General features: G+C 48.8%; 12 protein-coding genes. 5 read left to right on the top strand and 7 right to left on the bottom strand.

The window, feature by feature from the left end; translation table 11 throughout:
- Positions 1–34: 34 nt before the first annotated feature.
- Complete coding sequence (locus ABXS70_RS13460) at positions 35–1,210, top strand: GDSL-type esterase/lipase family protein (protein ID WP_366296301.1); 1,176 nt, start codon at positions 35–37, stop codon at positions 1,208–1,210.
- A gap of 372 nt (positions 1,211–1,582) precedes the next feature.
- On the opposite strand, the gene mnhG is transcribed toward ABXS70_RS13460, so the two are convergent.
- From mnhG to ABXS70_RS13430, 6 genes are read right to left on the bottom strand one after another with little or no spacing between them, the layout of a single operon-like run.
- The gene (gene mnhG, locus ABXS70_RS13455; RefSeq protein ID WP_342555760.1) at positions 1,583–1,975 is read right to left on the bottom strand and encodes a monovalent cation/H(+) antiporter subunit G; all 393 of its coding nucleotides are present in this window, start codon (positions 1,973–1,975) and stop codon (positions 1,583–1,585) included.
- On the bottom strand, positions 1,959–2,243 hold the full coding sequence (locus ABXS70_RS13450) for a Na(+)/H(+) antiporter subunit F1 (RefSeq protein WP_110896037.1): 285 nt from the start codon (positions 2,241–2,243) through the stop codon (positions 1,959–1,961). Before ABXS70_RS13450 ends, mnhG begins: the two co-directional genes overlap by 17 nt.
- Positions 2,243–2,719, bottom strand: a complete 477-nt coding sequence (locus tag ABXS70_RS13445) for a Na+/H+ antiporter subunit E (protein WP_342555761.1) — start codon at positions 2,717–2,719, stop codon at positions 2,243–2,245. The genes ABXS70_RS13450 and ABXS70_RS13445 overlap by 1 nt, the downstream gene beginning before the upstream one ends.
- A 6-nt stretch (positions 2,720–2,725) precedes the next feature.
- On the bottom strand, positions 2,726–4,204 hold the full coding sequence (locus ABXS70_RS13440; RefSeq protein ID WP_342555762.1) for a Na+/H+ antiporter subunit D: 1,479 nt from the start codon (positions 4,202–4,204) through the stop codon (positions 2,726–2,728).
- A complete protein-coding gene (locus tag ABXS70_RS13435; RefSeq protein ID WP_342555763.1) occupies positions 4,197–4,535 on the bottom strand; it encodes a Na(+)/H(+) antiporter subunit C in 339 nt (112 codons plus the stop codon). Before ABXS70_RS13435 ends, ABXS70_RS13440 begins: the two co-directional genes overlap by 8 nt.
- 1 nt (position 4,536) lies before the next feature.
- Positions 4,537–7,491 (bottom strand): Na+/H+ antiporter subunit A, encoded by a 2,955-nt coding sequence (locus ABXS70_RS13430; protein ID WP_366296298.1) that lies wholly within the window; start codon positions 7,489–7,491, stop codon positions 4,537–4,539.
- A gap of 308 nt (positions 7,492–7,799) precedes the next feature.
- Here ABXS70_RS13430 and ABXS70_RS13425 point away from each other — a divergent pair, with 308 nt between their 5' ends.
- The gene (locus ABXS70_RS13425; RefSeq protein ID WP_366296296.1) at positions 7,800–9,440 is read left to right on the top strand and encodes a diguanylate cyclase; all 1,641 of its coding nucleotides are present in this window, start codon (positions 7,800–7,802) and stop codon (positions 9,438–9,440) included.
- An 82-nt stretch (positions 9,441–9,522) separates the two neighbouring features.
- Entirely contained in the window at positions 9,523–10,044 is a 522-nt protein-coding gene (locus ABXS70_RS13420) for a hypothetical protein (protein ID WP_366296294.1), read from the top strand.
- A gap of 117 nt (positions 10,045–10,161) precedes the next feature.
- Here ABXS70_RS13420 and ABXS70_RS13415 read toward each other — a convergent pair whose 3' ends face one another.
- On the bottom strand, positions 10,162–11,280 hold the full coding sequence (locus ABXS70_RS13415; protein WP_342555767.1) for a GGDEF domain-containing protein: 1,119 nt from the start codon (positions 11,278–11,280) through the stop codon (positions 10,162–10,164).
- A gap of 189 nt (positions 11,281–11,469) precedes the next feature.
- Here ABXS70_RS13415 and ABXS70_RS13410 point away from each other — a divergent pair, with 189 nt between their 5' ends.
- Both ABXS70_RS13410 and ABXS70_RS13405 read left to right on the top strand, forming a co-directional pair.
- On the top strand, positions 11,470–18,246 hold the full coding sequence (locus tag ABXS70_RS13410) for a hypothetical protein (RefSeq protein WP_366296291.1): 6,777 nt from the start codon (positions 11,470–11,472) through the stop codon (positions 18,244–18,246).
- Positions 18,243–19,952 carry a DUF11 domain-containing protein gene (locus ABXS70_RS13405; protein WP_342555769.1) on the top strand — a complete coding sequence of 570 codons (1,710 nt, stop codon included), beginning with the start codon at positions 18,243–18,245 and terminating at the stop codon, positions 19,950–19,952. The genes ABXS70_RS13410 and ABXS70_RS13405 overlap by 4 nt, the downstream gene beginning before the upstream one ends.
- Positions 19,953–19,998: the final 46 nt, after the last annotated feature.

Below are 19,998 nucleotides of genomic sequence, written 5' to 3'. Positions count from 1 at the left end.
AAATCGTGTCATTTTAATTCGAGAGGAGTGCTTGATGATGAAATGGTCAACTTCTTTACGGATAATGTTATGTACTGTACTTGCTGCATGTACGCTTGCAGTTGGATTTGGCGGTGATCAAGGAGAGATAGCCGAGGCTGCATCGGATCACTACAAATTTGATTTTGGTGCTGGAGCAGTAGAGAACGGATATATCGGAGTGTCTGCCTCAACCGCCTATACCCCTTCAAAGGGTTTTGGTTTCAACACACCTGCTAATATGAGGAATGTTTCCGCTTCAGGCAGTGGTGTTCGTAGTGATGCAGTTCAATTCCTGAAGTTTGGAACAAAAAGTGATAACACCTTTAATGTTGATCTGCCGAATGGGTTGTATGAGGTCAAAGTGATTCTGGGTAATACCTCCAGAGCCAGTGTAGCGGCAGAGGGGGTCTACCAGATCATGAATATGACGGGAAACGGAGCATCAGATCAATTTCAGATTCCGGTGACCGACGGACAGCTAAATCTGCTGATCACCGAGGGCAAGGAGGGCACCGCGTTTACGCTTAGTGCACTTGAAATAAGAAAACTGTCCAACCAGCCCGTGACCAATCGCACAATCTATATCGGCGGAGATTCGACGGTGTGCAATTATTATCCGCTTGGCAGCAGCGTGCAGGGAGGCTGGGGACAGATGCTCCCATCTTATGTGAATAATGCGACCTTCCAGGTTCGTAATATGGCGACAGGCGGGCAGATTGCCAGAGGATTCCGTAATGACGGACAGATGGAAGCCATTCTGAAGTATATCAAACCGGGTGATTACTTCATACTGCAGCTTGGAATTAACGATACCAATGCCAAAAACAATACAACAGAAGCACAATTCAAGGAAATTATGCGGGATATGGTTCGTCAGGCGAAGAGTAAAGGAGCCACGGTGGTTCTCTCTACACCTCAGGGCCGGGCCACAGACTTTAACTCGGCAAATGTGCATCAAGCGGAGAACCGCTGGTATAATGCCTCTACACGTGCGTTGGCACAAGAAGAGGGTGTAACTCTCATGGACTTGAACAAGTTAAGCTCTGCATACTTTACTTCTATTGGTCCGGCTGCAACGTTGGCACTGTATATGAATGGCGACAGCCTGCACCCGAATCGTCAGGGAGCTGCGCAGCTTGCTCGCATTGTGGCTGCGGATTTGAAACGCCAAGGTTTAAACGGCTTTTGAGAAAAGAATGACGAGTCGATACTTTTGAGCTGAATCGGAGTATACTAACCCAATGAAATGGTATCAGAAATACCCCGGAGGAAAGTCGCTAAAGAAGCGATACATCCTCCGGGGTATGTTGTTTCACTTTATATTTGCCACGATATAAGTTGAATTATTTTTTACAAATTAACGGAGAGGACAGAAAAAACCTGAACAAGCGAAGCTAAAAGCTTTCTGAAAGAAAGCTAACATCGGAAGCATACACTTCGCCTTTATCCCCGGATTTTCCCCTTTGGAAAGGGAATCAAAAAAATCTGTGGATAACAGCGGTCGGAAGGTTATTCTGTCATCGGAGTGTTCCGTGTAAACCGTTTAATCAATTTATATAAGCTATTCCATCATGTCCTTCGCTTCGTGATTCATCTTTTTCCCTTTTAACAGCGGTTCGAGTTCGTCCTGCACACTTTGCTCCCACAGAGGCACATCGGTTCGGTAAGCAGCTCGGCCATTCAGATGTCCGGCTACAGGCGCTGTGATGAACACAAACAGAATACCGAGCAGCAGGCGGGCACTGATATAGTTGTCAAAGTACCAAAAGAAGAAAAATGCACCACTCAGTACACAAAACACGCCAAGCGTCATGCTTTTGGTGGCAGCGTGAGCACGCAAGTATACGTCAGGCAGGCGAAGGAGTCCGAATGCACTAAGAGCGCTGAGCAGGGCACCAAGCAGTACAAGCACACCAATCGCTGTTTCAGCCGTTCCGCTAACGATCTCCTTCATTTTTAAACACCGCCCCTCGTTCGATATAGCGTGCAAATGCCACCGTGCTTAGAAAAGCGAGAATGCCGATCAGCAAAATAATATCCAAATATGCTTGTGTCTGCAGCATCATGGAAAGTACGGCTACAATGGCGATGACATTGATACCGATCGTATCGAGTGCGGTAATGCGGTCGGCCATGGAAGGTCCGCGAAGAACCCGGTACAAGCAGGCCAGAATCGCCAAAGATAGAATGAGCAGCGAGATAAACAGCAGTGAGGATAACATTAACGTGTCACCTCCATGATTGCTTTTTCAAAGGTATTCTGGATGTCATTTCTCAGTTTTTCTTCATCTTTGATGTCCAGTGCGTGTATAAAAAGCTTACGCTGATTGCCCGAGATTTCGAGGGGCAGCGATCCTGGTGTCAATGAGATCATTAGACAGAGCAGGGTCACTTCCCAATCTGAGGATAATTGGGTTCGATAGGTGAAAATGCCTGGACGAATGTCGAGCTTAGGTTTGATAATCTCGCGAATAACCCCGATGCTTGCTCGAACGAGTTCTTTAAACAGCAGCATAATTAGCTTAAGGATCGCCCAGACCCGAACAATGTAAAAGCGCTGCGGGAAGAAACGGCGCATACCTCCGATCAACAGCAGCCCGAGCATATATCCAATCAGAAAACCAATACCGTTCCAGGCATTATTTAGAAACATCCAGACAAAGGCAATGATAAGATTGAGTACAATTTGAAAGGCCATAGACATCTACTCCTTCAATACGGCATCAATATAAATATTGGGATGCAGCAGAATATCGCCAGCGCGGGAAGTCAGCTGGAACATGCCCTCAGCGCCCAGGCCCATGACGATGATGAATGCAAACAAAATTCCGGCAGGAATCAGCAGGCCGTTCACCGCGTAAGGACGTCTGGCCATACCCGCAGGAGGCTCACCCCAAAATGCCTGAATGAAGATGCGGAGTACAGAATACAGCATGAGCAGACTTGAGAGCACGGCTATACCGGTTAAACCATATAATCCAGCCTCCAGGCCGCCTTCAAAAAGCAGCAGTTTTCCGGGGAATCCACTGAATGGAGGCAGGCCCGCAAGTGCAAGTGCGCTGATGAAAAACATCCACCCCAGCACCGGATAACGCTGGATCAGTCCACCCATGTTGTCGAGTCTCGATGTACCCGCTACGGCAATTAGAGCACCCCCGAGCAGGAAAAGAAGCGTTTTGATCAGCATATCATGCAGCATATAGAACAGCAGCCCTTCCAGCGCAGTACGGCTGGCCGCGGCCATTCCGAATGCAACGAATCCAACACCAGCCACGACGTTATAGATCAGAATCTTGTTCACATCACGATACGAGATCGCACCAACCACCCCCAGAACCATCGTTGCACCAGCCATCCAGCCAATCAAGGCATGGAAGAAGTCCGGATCATGATAGAAAATCAGAGTAAAGGTCCGCACAATGGCATACAGGCCAACTTTGGTGAGCAGACCTGCGAACAGTGCAGTAACAACAGCGGGCGGTGCTGCATAAGAGCCGGACAACCAGAAGAATAGAAATAAACCGGCTTTAATACTGAATACGATGAGGAAAAGGACGGCAATCAGCGTGACAACTCCGCTCTGACCGACTTCCGCAATTCGAACCGACAAGTCGGCCATGTTCAGCGTACCTGTGATCGAATAGAGAAAGCCTATTGAAGCTACAAATAAAGCGGAGGATACTATATTAATCAATACATATTTGATCGTCTCGCGCAGCTGTCTTTCCGTTCCCCCAAGCACGATAAGTGCATAGGAGGAGATCAGCATCAGTTCAAAGCTGACAAACAAGTTGAACAAGTCACCGGTGAGAAAAGAGGCATTCACACCTGCAATCAGAAAATGAAAAAATGGATAAAAATGATGCTGCTCCCGTTCCTTGTTGATGCTTCGAAACGCATAGAGCAGGCAGGCCAGCGCAATAATGGATGCAGCCACCACAAGCAGAGCTGCGACCATGTCGGCAACAAGCACGATGCCGTAAGGAGCTGACCAGCCGCCCATATTCAGCGTCAGAACGCCAGATTGAGCTACACGAATGATAAGTATCGTAGAGGCCGCAGCCGCAGCCAACAGCCCGACAACACTCACGAAACGCTGTATATATACTCTCCGGAAGAACAGCAGGGCAAGAACCCCGGTGATCAGTGGAAGCAGGATCGGCAGCACGACAAGATTATTCATATGGGCGCCTCCTTACTTCTTCCATATCGTCCGTCTTCAGCTTCAGATAAGAACGATAAGACAGAACAAAGAAGAAAGCAGTCAGGCCAAAATTGATAACAATTGACGTCAGAATTAGGGCCTGAGGCAGCGGATCAACATATTTCTCAGCCATTTCTCCGAGTAATGGAGGAGCACCGGTTTTGAGACGAGACATAGTAATTAACAGCAGATGCACCCCGTGTGTCAGAATGGACATGCCAAGCACGATGCGGAGCAGGCTCCGTGACAAGATGAGAAAGACGGCAACCGCGAACAAAATGCCTACGGCCACACACATCAAAATTTCCATATCAACGATCCTCCCCGATCTGTAAAATGATAGTCATGGTGACGCCCAGAACAGCGAGATATACGCCAAGATCGAACAGCATCGCTGTGGCAAGTTCCGTCTCACCCAGCAGTGGAAGTTCGAAATATCCGAATGTCTGGCTGAGGAATGGAACACCGAACAGGAATGAACCTGCACCAGTGAGCAGGGCTATGCCCAAACCGATGGCTGTCAAACTTCGGAAATCGATGGGCAGCGCTTTGCGTATCGTATCTGTACTGAAGGCAAGAGCGATAAGCACAAGGGCTGCTGCTGTGACGAGGCCGCCAATAAATCCTCCGCCTGGATTATGGTGTCCGGCAAAGAACAGATGCATCGCGAAGGTCAGGATGATAAATACAACCACTTTTGTCGTCGTTTGCAGGAGCACATCATTACTCTGCAGGGGTACCGTGTCCCAAGACAATGTACTGCGCTCGCGGTTTCCGTATTTTTTGGTGTTGTCTGCCTCGTCATCGAGTTCGGCTTCTTCGTCTTGTTTTTCTTCTTTCTTACGGAATTTCAGTCTGGCTCCGAGATCTTTGGCTTCGAGGTTCAGATTGATCATGGAATAGATGGATAGAGAGGCCACACCAAGAACCATAATCTCCAGCATCGTATCGTAGCCGCGGAAGTCAACCAGGAGCACATTCACGACGTTTTTCCCGCCTGCTGAACTGTATGCTTCCTGAAGAAAGAAAGCGGATATGCTGTCGAGTGAAGCTGTACCGCTGGCAGCAAGAGCAACCATGGTCATCACCACTCCGACAGAAATGGCTACAATCATATTGACCGTTATATAACGGGGACTTGACTTCCCACGCTGTAACTCAGGCAGATGGTAGAAACAGAGCAGGAACAGCGCTACGGAGACGGTCTCTACGATCATCTGTGTCAGTGCCAAATCTGGTGCACGGAACAGGACGAACAGCAACGTAACCAGATAACCGACAGCGCCGGTCATAATGACGGCAGATAACCGGTTCTTGGCAAAAGGGATAGAGACAGCAGCTGCAATCAATGTAATCAGCAGCACCACTTCATAGAACGAGTAAGGTGCATGATCCTGTACATTCCAGGTAATATTTTCTCCAGAGCGGAAAAATGCGTAGACCAGCAAAGCGACTGTGAAGGAAAAAATATAAACCAGGTAATTACGAACGGAGCCATTCATATAAGCTTCGGTCCACCTGCGTGCATAGTGCTGTACGTTGTCCAGAACAACATGGTACATGTTGTTGATCGTCAATCCCTGTGGATAGTGCTCATAAATATTCCTCCATCGTGGCAGCAGCTTGTAAAGCATGACACCGAGTACAACAACACCGATGGTCATGAACAATTCGGGAGTCCAGCCATGCCATAAAGAGAAATGTACATCAAAGCGTTCATCTCCATTCACGAGGGAAGGAAGAACGGCTGCCATCGCCGGTTCGATCAGCGACCCCGACAGGAGGTCTGGAAAGAGTCCAAATGTGATGACGAGAGTTCCCAGAATGATCGGTGGAATGAGCAGACCGGCAGGCGCTTCATGTAATTTCTCGGCTGGAAGCTCATTTCGGCTACGACCGAGGAATGTTTTGAACACGAAAATGAGAGCGTAGATCAGGGTAAATATACTGGCCAGCCACGCGATAACAGGGAGCAGGATACTCCATGAACCTAAGCCAAAGATACGGAGATCTGTGCTTTGTACCATGGCTTGAAAGAACAATTCCTTACTGATAAATCCGTTAAAAGGCGGGATACCTGCCATGGCGAGTGAGCCGATGAGAGCCAGGCTGAACGTGATCGGCATGAATGCTGCCAGTCCGCCAAGTTTGCGGATGTCCCTTGTGCCTGTCTCGTGATCGACAATGCCGGCAACCATAAACAGTGCGGCTTTGAATGTCCCGTGATTGAATAGATGGAGCAGCGCAGCCGTGATTGCTGCGGTATACAATGCCGAGGATTCGCCATATCCGAAATAGAGAGCAGCAGATCCGACCCCGAATAGGGACATAATCAGACCCAGTTGAGAGATGGTTGAATAGGCAAGAATGGCTTTGAGATCATTTTTCTTCACAGCTAGAAATGATCCGTAACTCAATGTGAGCAGTCCCACTCCGGTTACCAACCAGAACCATAATCCCTGACCACCAAAGATGGGTGTGAAGCGGGCAACCACGTACAGTCCAGCTTTGACCATGGTGGCAGAGTGCAGGTACGCACTAACAGGTGTTGGAGCTTCCATGGCATCGGGAAGCCAGATGTGAAACGGGAATTGTGCCGATTTCGTGAACGCTCCAATCAGAATCAGAACAAGGGCGGGCAGGAACAACGAACTATCCTGAATCTGTCCCCATTCCATAATGGTTGCACGGATGCTGAAGGTGCCTGTCATCAGATACATCAGCATGAATCCGGCCAGCATGGCAAACCCGCCAAAGACGGTAATCAGGAATGATTTTTGTGCGCCGGATGTTGAAGCTTTGCGCTTGTAGTGAAAGGCGATTAACAAAAATGAAGTAATACTTGTGAGCTCCCAGAAGGCATACAGTACAATCATATTGTCTGACAATACGACGCCAAGCATCGCTCCCATGAACATTAACAGATAGAGGTAGAAGCGGTTCAGTGCCTCTGTTTTGCTCATATAAAAAATGGAGTAAAAGACGACAAGTACACCGATCCCGCTAATCAGAAGCGTTAACAGCAAGCTCAGTCCGTCCAGATATAGATTAAATCCGATGTCCAAGGAAGGAATCCATGGGATCTGACCGGATACCGGTTGGCGCTGGGATACAGCAGGAATCAGATTTGCAAAATAAACGAATAACGATGCCGGTACAAGCAGTACCAGCCATCCCAGATGAATTTTACTGAATAGTCTGTGCAGCAGGGACAGAAAGATGCCAGCTGCAAAAGGCAAAATAACAGCAGCGTGAAGCAGGCTCAAATAATTACACCCCCAATGTTTATTTTCTCGTCGTTCTCTCTGTGACATACAGGCGCAATCCCCTAAGGATATGCTTGCTCTCTATATTCATAACCCAAGTTTGTATATACAGAATCGTGACTATTCTTTGAATGGAAGAAACTCGGTGCTGTTTTGGCCCGAAATTGTATGGATACATATATTAATAAAGCAGTGAAAAATACCGATATTAGTTCAACAGAAGATAGAGCTGTTTTTCCCTTTTTGCATCAAACAGAAGTTGACTGGTAAAATGGTTAGAGCGGTTCACCGTATATGCAGGAGGTTGTATGTCATTCAAACTTAGAACGGTGCTTACCGTCATTTTTGCAGTATTATCCTTGTTAGTTATATTGACAATCGGATCCCTTTTCAGTCAAAAATCATTCGACGCTGTGGAAACCGAAATCGGCCATTCACTGGAGAGTACAGCCGCACAGGCAGCAGACAAGCTGGATCGTTTCATGTATGCCCGGTCAGGTGAAATGGATCTTCTGGGCAGCATGGCATCCTTGAATGATCAATTTAAACCTGCAGATATCCAGATTCTGCTGGATCAGCTCCAGAATAGCTTTCCCTCATTCTCCTGGGTTGGATTCATCGACCCCAAAGGAAAAGTGCTCGCAGCTACCGATGGCATTCTTTTGGGGAAAAATTTGTCCGAACGGCCTGTGTTTCAGGAGGGAATCAAGGGTAAATTTATTGGAGATGTACATAATGCGGTGCTGCTGGCCAAACTGCTGCCCAACCCGTCCGGCGAGCCGCTGCAGTTCGTGGATATCAGCTTTCCGCTATTGGACAGCCGCGGTCAGATTCGTGGTGTATTAGCAGCACATCTCAGCTGGGCATGGGCCAAGGAGGTCGAGTCCTCCGTGCTCGTTCCGTTAGAACGGGATGAGAAGGATCTTGAATTCTTTATCGTTAGCAGGAAAGAGCACACGGTTCTGCTCGGCCCCAAAGATTGGTTAGGTAAACCCCTTGAATTGGATCGAATAGGTGAAGGCCATAAGAGCAAAATCGGCTGGTCAAGCGAGAAGTGGCCGGATGGAAAAGATTATGTTACTGGATTTGCGTATAGTCAGGGGTATAAAGATTATCCGGGACTAGGGTGGACGATCGTTATTCGACAGGTCCAATCGACTGCATTTGCTTCTGTTATGGATCTGATGTGGTTTAACATATGTTCAGGTTTCATTGTGACACTGCTGTTTGCACTGATTGGCTGGCTTCTATCCAGAAAGATCTCGGCCCCGCTGGTTCGGCTGACCAGAGTTGCAGACCGTCTCGGTGCTGGAGAGAATGTAGATATCCCTGAGAATAAAGGCATAACGGAGATTGAAGCATTGTCACGTTCGCTGCGCAACATGTTATCTTCCATTCTGGATAAGGACTCGGAACTGGTTGTTATGCAAAATTTGGCACATTATGATCAGCTTACCGGATTGAAGAATCGTACAGCGCTTGAAGTGTATCTTGAGGAGTCACTTGAAATGGAAAGTGAGGATCACACACTTACTTTTCTCTATCTGGATCTGGATGGTTTCAAGAGTGTGAATGATACGCTTGGGCATCAGACCGGAGATATACTGCTTCAAAAAGTAGCTCAACGTCTTACCGCTCTGAGTCATGAGCATGGCATTACGGTCCGACTTGGCGGTGACGAATTCCTGATCGTACTTCGCTCTGCTTTAGATGATCCACGGCAGGAAGCGATCCAGTATGCCCAAGACGTGATTCAAAGTCTGAATAAACCCTTTATTATCGAATACGAACGGGTTCACATCGGGTGCAGTATTGGCGGAGCCGAGTATCCGACCAATAGTACCAATCCAAGTGATATTATACGAATGGCCGATGAGGCACTCTACCGTTCCAAACGTGCGGGCAAGAACAGAGTGACCTTTTATTCCGAGTTGGATGAGACACCTTAGCATATACTAAAGCGGTGACTATTCAATTCAGCGAGCTTCAGATTTTGTTCAAACGCTGTTTGAACGGAGGGCGGGATTTCAATTGACTGGAAAATACACGAATGTACCTTATGGTTATGAACCTGCTGCGCCCAGCCGTAAAGGCACACTGGTCTTCTATGATTCGTTTGAGCATGTGACGGACGAGCAGCTTGAACGAGCAGCGGTGATCATGGACGCGCGAGCTTTTGCACAGCTGGTGCTGTTTCCGTTACACGAGAGCACAGTGAGACGAATGAGCCGAGATGCGGTACAGCCGTATTACAAAAGGGAGGACCGTCTTCATGAATGGCGGCGAGATCAGTCCTCTTCCATGATCCGTGTAGAGGGTCTGGAAGGGAAACGTAAAAAGTATACTCCCATGGACACAGCACTTAGGCATATTCAAGCCGAATACCCTGCACCTCTTTTTCTATATATGACTGCGGCGATGGCCAATCAATGGGCTTCCTTTGACTCTTTCACAGACTGGATTAAGGAGCTGCGGCTTATCATTGACGGTCAACCCGGAGAGATGCACCCAAGGTTGGAACAATATCGTCACCGCTGGGAGTGGGCAGATTAGTGGAAAAAGGCGAATCCAGAGGAAAAAGCGGATCGCTGCAAACAGAAAAGTTGTGCTGTAGACCCGGGTAAATCGGATACAGCACAACTTTATTTCCTGGAATGATGATGGATCGAATCAAGCTGAAACCATTGATGTTACGGTTTTATTTTTACCCGTACGTTTGGCCGCATACAAGCAGGCATCTACCTCTTCAAACAACTTGTCTTTGCTCAGATTAAGACGGTAGCCTTTGAGACCAATACTTACTGTTATGGAAGATCCACCGAGTTCAAGATGCCTGATAAGTGCAATCTTTTGCCGGATGTGTTCGACCAGACCATAGGCCTCCTCAAAGGATTGTTCAAACATTAACAAAGCGAATTCTTCTCCGCCATACCGTGCAGCAATGTCACTCGCTGTAATACTCTCCTGAATAATCAAAGACACCTTCTCCAATATAATGTCACCAACGCGGTGACCATACGTATCATTGATTATTTTGAAATCATCAATATCAATCAGTGCCAGATGCAGGCTCATCCCATTATGCGCATATTCAAGTGCCTTCTCATAATAATCTTTGAAGGAGCTTTGATTATATAGGTTGGTTAGTCCGTCTGTTTTTGACTGTTTGGCGATAATCGCATTCTTGACAATAAGGTCATTTTCGGCATTCATACTGGCCTGCAGATCTTCCAGCACTTCGACGCCGCTGGTCACAATGATCTGTGCAACATACGTTGCAATAACCAAAAAGGCCGGAATTGAAACCATGTCGAACGAGTTCAGATAGGCTCGGTAGGCCGAATCGAACAAAAGCAGACCATATCCTGCCATCTGCAGCCCGAAAACAAACCACAGACGCTTTCGGTCAAAAAACAGCACAGAGGCAAAGATCGGCAGCAGGCATATGGCGAGCATAATCCGAATGTCGTAATTGACATGGATAGTGGTCCAGGCGATCACTGTACTGGTTATTGACATGGTATAGAACGAGTAGGAAGGAAATTTTCGATCCACATAGCTGGCAAACAAGATGCAAAACGCAGCTATAGCCGTGGGCCAAAATAGGACGTTTACTATAAAATCCAGGGGGGCGAGATCATATTTAAGAAAAAGATAACAACCAATCTGAATTAAAAAATGAGAAACGATAACAACCCAGTACGCATGAAGCATTTTACGTATCCATTTGGAATGTTTGATCTCATACTCACTTGGAATATAGTTGTTTTGTTCTGATGTATTGTTCATATATCACCGCTGACTGCATCAAAATGATACGACAGACAACTCTCGTATAAGTTGATTATAAGATACAATCGGCAAAACGCAAGCGATAAAATGTGAAGTATGATAATTAACCTTACATAATCATCCACAGGTTACCCAAACCCACAGGACAACCAAACTTTCGGATGTGGACATACAAATTTATGGGCGATGCTTCATAGACTAACAACAAGCTCTACTGCCGTGCCGGAGTATTATTTTGCTGAAGGGCAGGTGAATTTCATTCCTCTTGTCGTTCGTTCCACCGTCAACGCTACAGGGGCAATTACGTTTACGGGTAACACACTTGGACTAAGCCGTTCCGATACGGCAGGAGTACCAGGAACTCTGGACAGTATCGGAGGATTTACAACCACGAATACAGCTTTGACATACGGGACGTATCCTGCGGGAACAACCAGTCTTTACCAGAGCAATAGTTCAGCAGCAATTCTGGTTCTGCCAGCAGGCAGTACAGTTCTGTATGCGGAGCTGATCTGGGGCGGGAGTTATATTAATGGAACGGTTAACCTCAGTTCGGCAATCAACAATCCGGTTTCGTTTACGACCCCTGCGGGAACATTCAGTGTCACGCCAGACCCAGCCACATATAATCAGTTCGATCTTGGCAACAACGCAGCAGGATATGTGCGGTCGGCTAACGTCACCACCCTTGTACAAAACGGAGGAGCAGGTACATATATCACAGGTGGAGTCGTAGGCACGATCGTCATCACCAATGATTCAACAGCTAATCATGCAGGCTGGACATTGGGCGTTATCTACCAAAATGGAAATCTGCCTTTTCGGAATATGTCCCTGCGTGCGGGCGGGGTACTGGTTCAAGCCTCTTCGGCGCCCGTAGTAACTACGCTTACAGGTTTTGCAACGCCGATATCCGGAGCGCTGGGTGGCAGAGCCCTGTTCAGTGCGCAGGAGGGGGATGCGAATCGGACAGGGGATCAGGCGTTGTTTGGGCCGACTTCAGCTACCTCAGTCGCACTCTCCGGACCGAATAATCTGGCGGCTAACTTTTTTGCGTCACAAATTAATGGCGATACAGGCGCGCTCAATACTACAGGTACGTTTGGAACCCGCAATCAGATCAATGGAGCACCCGGAACAAATATTGTCGGAGGGCGTCAGGGCTGGGATATCACCAATGTGGATGTGTCTGCCAGGTTGATCAACAACCAGTCTTCGGCAGTGTTAACTCTTACTACATCCGGTGATGCATATATCGTCAATGCCAACGCCATACAAGTGGACATTAATGCGCCACGGATTACTGTTGCGAAATCTTTTACGGCTACCGGGGCTGTGGCCGGAGATATTGTGACGTACACAGCAACAATTACCAATGGCGGCTCGGCAAGTGCGGCCAGTGTAGTGCTGTCGGATACGCTGCCGACAGGCCTAACGTTTGTGCCTGGCAGCATTACGGTAGGCGGGGTGTCTAGGCCCACGCTGGATGTGACATCAGGTATACCCTTAGGTTCTTTGAATCTGAACAGCAGTGTGGTCGTCACCTACCGTGCCCAGATTACAAATGATGCAGGTATTCTGCAGCTCGTCAATTCCGCGAATGCAGCATTTACGTTTCAAAGTGTTGCCGGGGGTCCCGTCATTAGTGGTGTTATTCCTTCGAATAACGCAGCACTTACTGTATACTCACCCAACCTGTCCATTGTGAAATCTGCCAACTCAACGAATGCTACAGTGGGCGATCAGGTGACCTATACGCTTCAGGTGACTAACGGAGGAAATGTAGGAGCAAATGTCACTATTAGTGATAATATTCCCGCTGGAAGTACGTATGTCGCTGGCAGCTTTCGTGTCAATGGAACGGTTATTGCAGGAGCTAACCCGGCTGCAGGGGTTAATTTGGGTACACTGGCTGCGGGAAGTGTAACCACAATTACGTTTCAGGTACTGGTGACCAGCCTGCCTACACCGCCGACATTGGTTGACCAGGCTTCCGCTACTTACTCGTTTAACTCGCCAGACGGACGGACGATTACGGGGACAGCGGCATCGAATACACTGACCATTCCGGTAACGCTGCCTAATGTTACTGTTCTGAAGACAGCCACAGTTACGGATGCCGCAGTTGGAGAGACCTTTACGTATTCGGTGGTCACAACGAACGGAGGCATACAACCGATCAGCAGTGTAATTCTGACGGATAGTCTTCCGTCAGGGCTGAGTTTTGTGCCTGGAAGCGTAACGGTTCGGGGTACAAGTGTACCCTCAGCTAATCCGGCAAGTGGAATTGCGCTGGGAACCATCAATGCCGGGACCTCCGCAGCGGTGACGTTTCAGGTCAGTGTGCAGTCTCTACCAGCGGGAGGCTCGCTGCTTAACCGAGCCTCGGTCTCGTACAGTTCCGGAGCATTCACGGGCATTTCGAACTCTAACGCAGTAACAACACCTGTGTACCAGCCTGTGATTAACATTGTGAAATCGGCAAGCCAAACCAACGCAACACAGGGGGATCAGCTTGCCTACACACTCGTGGTCAGCAATACCGGAAATCTTGCTGCACAAGTCAATGTGACAGATACCATTCCTGCGGGTCTGACTTTTGTACCTGATTCGGTAACCGTTAATGGCACTCCAAGACCAGGAACGAGTCCTTTGACCGGGATTACACTGGGAAGTATTGCGCCCGGAGGAAGCGCAACCGTTATATTCCGAGCCACTCTGACTACAATTCCTTCTCCACCTGTATTAGAGAATCAGGGGACTGCCGCATACACCTATCAGCTTCCAAGCGGGCGGAATTTATCCGGCAGCTCGGTTTCCAATATCATTCGCATCCCTGCTTCCGCGCCCAATATTACTGTATCCAAAACGGTCAACACGACAGATGGCACAGTCGGAGATGCACTCACGTACAGGGTAGTCATCACAAATGCCGGCGGGGGTGCTGTGCAAAATCTGGTGCTCTCCGACACACCATCATCAGGATCTGAATTCATAGCGGGGACGGTCACAGTGGGCGGAGTGGTGCAGAGTAATGCCAGTCCGGTCGCAGGCATCGCCCTGGGGACCTTGAGCAATTCCTCCAGTGTCACGGTAACTTATCAGACGCGGGTCACTGCTGTTCCAGCATCAGGTGTAGTGAGCAACAGGGCAAGCGCTGCTTTTACTTCCGGCAGTTTCAACGGTGTGTCTTCATCGGTGACGGTGAACACCCCCATCTACCAACCGGTCATTCAAGCATTGAAGTCCGCGAGTACATCGAGTCTGACTGTCGGAGACACATTTAATTACAATGTTCAACTCACCAACACAGGTAATATTACGGCATTGGTTACATTGACCGATCCTGTTCCTGCAGGAGCTGTATTTGTTACAAACAGTGTCTTGATTAATGGAAACCCGGCTCCGGGGGTAAGTCCCAATTCGGGAATCAGTCTCGGGTCCTTGGCTGCCGGAGCATCTGTGACGGTGTCTTTCCTTGCAACTGTTACAAGTCTGCCAGATCCAAGACAGTTGATTAACCAAGCTGCTGCCTCATACAGCTACACGCTACCAAGCGGAAGGGTCATTGCAGGTTTTGTTTCATCCAATACGGTCGCGATCCCTGTATCCCTGCCCAATGTCAGCATCGTTAAAAGTGATAATGCTGATTATGGGGTGGTCGGGGATGTAATCCGTTATACTTCTTTGATTCGAAATAACGGAACAGTCGCGGTCAACAATGTCATATTTATTGATTCACTGCCTTCGAACACCCCATTTATACCCGGAAGTGTCCTGGTGAACGGCACTGCATCACCGCTCTCCAATCCGACCGCCGGCATTCCAATCGGTACTTTGGCCCCGGGAGCTGAAGTAACCGTAACTTTTGAGGTGAGGATAACTATGCCGATTCCTTCCCAGATTAACAATCAGTCGACGGTCAGCTTTACTTCCGGTTCATTTTCGGGATCATCATCTTCGAATACAACCCAGACCCCTGTCATACAGCCGCAGATTGCTCTTGTTAAAACAGCAAACACGATAAATGCGACTGTCGGTGATACTGTCGTGTATACCATAACGGTGAGTAATGCGGGTAACCTTCAGGCGAATGTTACTGTCACGGATACGATCCCGGCTGCGACGACCTTTGTGCCCAACAGTGTGGTGGTTTCGGGTGTGCCGCAGCCGGGAGTTACGCCCGGCACTGGCATTCCGGTAGGTACTGTAGCGGCGGGAGGCACAGCGGTTGTCACGTTTGCTGTAGTTGTGGATTCTCTGCCATCTCCACAGCAGCTCAGTAATTTTGCATCATCCACCTTTACCTTTACACCGCCTGACGGTCGAACGTTGACTGGCACGGCGACTTCAAACACACTTACTTTTCCCGTTTCATCGCCTAACGTAAGTGTGGTAAAAAGCACAGCATCTACAGCCGCAACCGTAGGTGACACGGTCGTTTATTCCGTACTGGTCACTAACAGCGGTATCGCACCTGTGAACAGTGTGCAGTTTTCTGATCCTATCCCATCCGGTGCTTCATTTGTTTCAGGTAGTGTGACGGTGAACGGTGTATCACAACCGGCGGCCAGTCCATCGGGCGGAATACCGCTGGGGACGCTTGCACCAGGCGGGACGGCAGCCGTTACGTTTAGCATCATTGTTAACGACATTCCTCCGAACAATCAGCTGAGCAATCGCTCAACCATTACATTCACCTCCGGCACATTTTCGGGTACAACGTTCTCTAATACCGTGTTAACTCCGGTGTTTCAGCCCGTATTAACAGCCCAGAAAACAGCCAGCACACAGAATGCTACCGTTGGGGATACGGTCAGTTATACGATCAGTGTGAGCAATCAGGGGAATTTCGGAGCACAGATTAATCTGACAGACAATCTGCCAGCGGGTACCGCACTTGTGCCGAACAGCGTCATTGTTAACGGTCAGCCCCTGCCAGCTGCAAGTCCTGCGGCGGGAATTCCTGCCGGAACGGTTGCAGCCGGAGCAACCACAACCATCACTTTTTCCGTTGTGATTGAAACGCTCCCTAGTCCGCAGCAGCTTGTCAATCAGGCTTCAGTTGCGCTATCGTTCACTCTGCCGGATGGAAGAAGTATCACTCGATCCGTACTTTCCAATGTGCTGACGATCCCTGTGTCTGCACCTGACGTGGCTGTTGTCAAGTCAACCACTTCTACAGCAGCATCCGTAGGGGATATCGTAACGTACAGCATTGCAGTAACGAACAATGGCATTGCGAATGTCAGCAATGTCATATTTACGGATGCTTTGCCAGCAAGTACAGTACTTGCGCCAAGCGGTGTTTTTGTGGATGGCGTGCTGCGTCCTAATGCCAACCCTTCTACGGGGATTACACTGGGCTCCATTGCACCTGGGGCGACAGTTACGGTTGTATTCAGCGTAAGAGTTACAAGTCTGCCGTCGAGTGCTGCGTTAAACAATCAATCCACAGTGAGTTTTACATCCGGAGCGTTTTCTGCCACTACGTTCTCTAACACGGTCTCGACCCCGGTATATCAACCTATTCTGGCAGCAGTCAAAACAGGAGATCAAGCTATTGCCACGGTGGGGGATACCGTCATTTACAGTATTGCTGTAACGAATACCGGAAACTATGGTGCTTCTGTAACACTGACCGATACCATTCCTGCGGGTACAGAGTTTGTACCTAATAGTGTCATTATTAACGGAGCATCAGCACCAGGCGTTGATCCTGCTTCAGGTATTTCACTTGGCGTGGTATCCACCACGACGATCGTGACATTTTCCATTGTTATCACAACACTCCCAGTAAGCCAGTCCATTACCAATCAGGCATCAGCTGCGTATACGTATACGCTGCCGGACGGAAGAACACTTGGGGGGAGCATTACATCGAATGCACTGATTATTCAGGTCTCTGCACCGAATGTGACTGTTGTAAAAACAACAACTTCTACAGATGCGGTCGTAGGCGATACGATTGTTTATGAGATGGTGGTGACCAACAGCGGTATTGACCCGGTGAACAACATTGTCCTGACCGATCCAATCGACCCTGCAACCACCTTTGTTACAGGAAGTGTATTGGTTAACGGTACACCGCGTGCTTCGGCGAACCCTGCACTAGGTATTGCACTCGGTACACTGGCTCCTGGAGAGTCCATCGCCGTTTCATATGCTGTACGTGTCAACTCACTTCCAACGCCGCCGCAAGTCAGCAGTCAATCTTCTGTAAGCTTCACATCGGGTGTGTTCTCTGGTGCAGCGTATTCCAATACGATTGTTACTCCGATCTACCAGCCGATTATTACGGTAGCCAAAACAGCCAGCACATCGAATGCGACCATCGGTGACGATATTGTGTACTCCTTTACGATCAATAACAGCGGCAATCTGGTTGCGAATCTTACCTTAACCGATAACATTCCAGCTGGTGCTGTGCTGCTCCCGAACAGTGTACTGATCGATGGTATACCGCAGCCTGGTGCCAATCCCGAAGCAGGCATCGTTGTAGGCAGCATTCCTCCTGGTGGCTCTGTGAATGTAACCGTCACTCTGGGCGTTACTGTCGATTCACTGCCTCAAAACCAGCAGCTGAGCAACCAGGCTGTCGCGAACTATACATTCAGTCCGCCAGACGGACGCGTATTGACGGGAACGGTATCGTCCAACGTACTGATTATTCCTGTATCTGCTCCAAATGTGGTTGTTGTTAAAAGCACCAGTGCCATCGATGCTGTCGTGGGCGATGTAATCACATATACCGTAGTGGTGACCAACAGCGGTATAGAAACGGTGAACAATGTGGTCATGGTTGACCCTGTGCCAGCGGGTACTGTATTTGTACCGGGAAGTGTCGTAGTTAACGGCGTGGCGAGACCGACAGGTAATCCGAATACGGGAATTACGCTGGGTTCCATTGCTGCCGGAGCTTCAACCACCGTTACATTTAATGTAGAGGTTGTGGTGATATGAGCGAGATTCCAGGTACGTTGTCCCACTGGTTAAAGAATCAGTCACTGGTTCGATTCAGCTCGGGTACGACTGAACTGGAACAGGTGGCATATTCCAACACGGTCGTCACGCCATGGATCGGCCCTCGAATTAAAGTAAGCAAAAGATGCAGTGTAACAACAGCCGTTCTGGGTCAATCTCTGACGTACCAGATTGAAATTATAAATACGGGAAACCGCACGGCCGTTGTCCGTGTAGTGGACCCGATCTCCTCGGAGACATCACTTCTACCGAACAGTGTACTTCGTGACGGCATTCCCCTGCCGGGAGTCTCTCCAGTACAGGGGCTGCCTCCTGCAGAAGTTGCACCGGGTGCGGTGCTGAACTATCACTTTCAGGTCGTTATTGTGCGGGTTCCATCTGCACTCAAGCTGCTGAACCAGGCAGAGGTGAATTATGAGTTTGTTACTACAGAAGGCAGAACGGTTAGCGGCTCAGAGAGATCCAACATGGTTGAAGTGCACATCGAAACATCGCGGCTCGAAGTGAGTCTTCAAGTAGACCGAACTCACACATTTGCCGGAGATATATTAATGTATACGGTTCTTGTGAATAATCCGGGTTTTGCTGCGGCAGCAGATGCTGTGTTGATCGTGGCTTTGCCAGCAGGTGTTATTTTTATTCCGGCGAGTGTGACGATTAACGATATGTTCGCACCGCAGGTCACACCGGATGCTGGAATTGATCTTGGAGACATTGGACCAGGTCGTGTTATTCGCGTACAGTATCGGGTACAGGTCACAGGTGGTCAGGTGGGGGATCAATTAACAAGTACGGCTGTGTTGAGATATTTTACAGCTACAGCCGGCGCCCAGGAAACGGTTGATTCGAACGAAGTCACATTGGTTATTGTTGAACCTCGGATATCGATTGTCAAAACGGTGGCGCCTGCAGCGGCGGCACCTGGAGAACGGGTACGATATCATATTACTCTGTCTAATCAAAGTCATTATGCGGTGGATGCAAAACTTCAGGATGTCCTTCCCAGCTCGCTGCTCTTTGTTGAAGGAAGCCTCAGCTGGAACGGAGTTAAACGTCCAGGCACAAACCCGAACACAGTGATAGATCTGGGTACATTAACTGCCCGCTCGGAGCTGCATATTCAATTTGAAGCCCAACTTGCAGGGGCAGCGGGTACAGAGGGTGAAGTTAATAATTTTCAGCGCAGTTACGTGAATCGGGCGGTACTGCTCTATACATTCCGCCTGCCGGACTCTCGCGTAGTTCAGAGAAGACTTGTTTCGAATGAAGCTGTTCTGGAATTCAGAGCACCTGTTATTCACGTTTATGTGGAGGTTTTTCCTGCCATTGTAGAGCAGGGAGGAACAGTCACTTTCAATGTAAGGGTCAGCAACACGGGTTCGCTGCCTGCACGCGTGCAGGTAGGGAATATTCTGCCTCAGGGTGCCAAATGGGTGGGACAGGAGGACGGTCAGATGCAGCTGAACGTTCCGGAATATTCCACACCAAGGTATCTTCACATCGGCGAGCTGGGTCCGAATTCGGAAAAGGAGCTTGCTTACCTTGTGCAGCTGGCCCCTGAACAAACCGGTATACAGCAGGGATATTTGACGGCTCTCTACACGTATGAGTGGAACGAACAAAAGCGTTCTGGAGAGACCAGGTCCAATGAATACAGCATTCTGGTAGAAGACCAGGATGAGTAGGGGATGGAGAGCGAATACAAGTGGAAACATACGAATGTTTTTACCG

Origin of the sequence: Paenibacillus sp. AN1007 (genome assembly GCF_040702995.1) — a bacterium.
In the GTDB taxonomy this organism is placed as follows: Bacteria; Bacillota; Bacilli; order Paenibacillales; family Paenibacillaceae; genus Paenibacillus.
This window is presented reverse-complemented; position numbering and strand designations above follow the sequence as displayed.